This is a genomic window from Actinomadura fibrosa, assembly GCF_900659615.1.
Classification (GTDB): Bacteria; Actinomycetota; Actinomycetes; order Streptosporangiales; family Streptosporangiaceae; genus Spirillospora; species Spirillospora fibrosa.
In genome coordinates this window covers 1-775 of record NZ_CAACUY010000558.1, presented here as the reverse complement: position 1 = coordinate 775, position 775 = coordinate 1, and the positions used below count along the sequence as shown (strand labels likewise).

1 protein-coding gene is annotated in these 775 nt (G+C 69.5%); it reads right to left on the bottom strand.

Annotation, left to right across the window (positions count from 1 at the left end; all coding sequences use genetic code 11):
- Positions 1-31 precede the first annotated feature (31 nt).
- Positions 32-775: hypothetical protein (locus E1300_RS49635; protein ID WP_131764170.1), on the bottom strand; the 744-nt coding region annotated here is incomplete at its 5' end.

The window sequence follows — 775 nt, the reverse complement described above, 5'->3', positions numbered from 1 at the left end:
CTAGATCGTTGATGGGGAATGATGGTGCTGGTTAGTGGTCATAGGCGATCAGGGAGCGTTTGACGGGTGCGTTGATCAGCCAGTTGTGCCAGATGGCGGCGTTGAGTGCCGCGATGCGCTGGCAGACGCGGGTCCAGAGCCCCTCGGTGGTGCGGGCGGCGTGGCGTTCCAGCCCGAGCTGGTTCTTCAACGTCCAGATCACCGCCTCGATGCGCTGGCGCAGCCAGCCGGGGAACACCTTCACGGCGGGCTCGGGTTCATCGTCGCGGACCGGCCGGATCAGGACATGCCCCAGGTCGGCGGCGGCCTTCTCCACCCCGGCACCGGCGAATCCCTTGTCGCACACGATCGGGCACGGGCCAGGCGCGGGCGGCTGGACGTGCAGCAGGTGCACCGCCTGCAGCCGCTCGTCCAGTTCCTTGGGGTGGGCCAGGCTGAAGGCGCATACCGCGCCCTCGGCGGTGGTGATCAGCATCAGCTTGGCGCCCCAGTAGAAGGCGTGGTGGGATTTGTCCATTCCGTAGCCGGCGATCTCACCCAGCGCCGAGCGGTCCACGGTGGTGCGTGAGGCACCGCAGCGCACCGGGGTGCCGTCCATCAGTCGCAGCCGGTCGTGCCAGGACGGGACCTGGCGCACCAGCCATCCCGCCGCGGCCAGCAGCAGCGGGGCCGCCTGGCGCAGATGCCGGTTGTATTCGGATTGGCAGGGCAGGCGCGGGAACAGGTGCCCGATCCGGGCCGGGGCCAGGCGCAGCCAGCGGTGCTCGGCATCGCA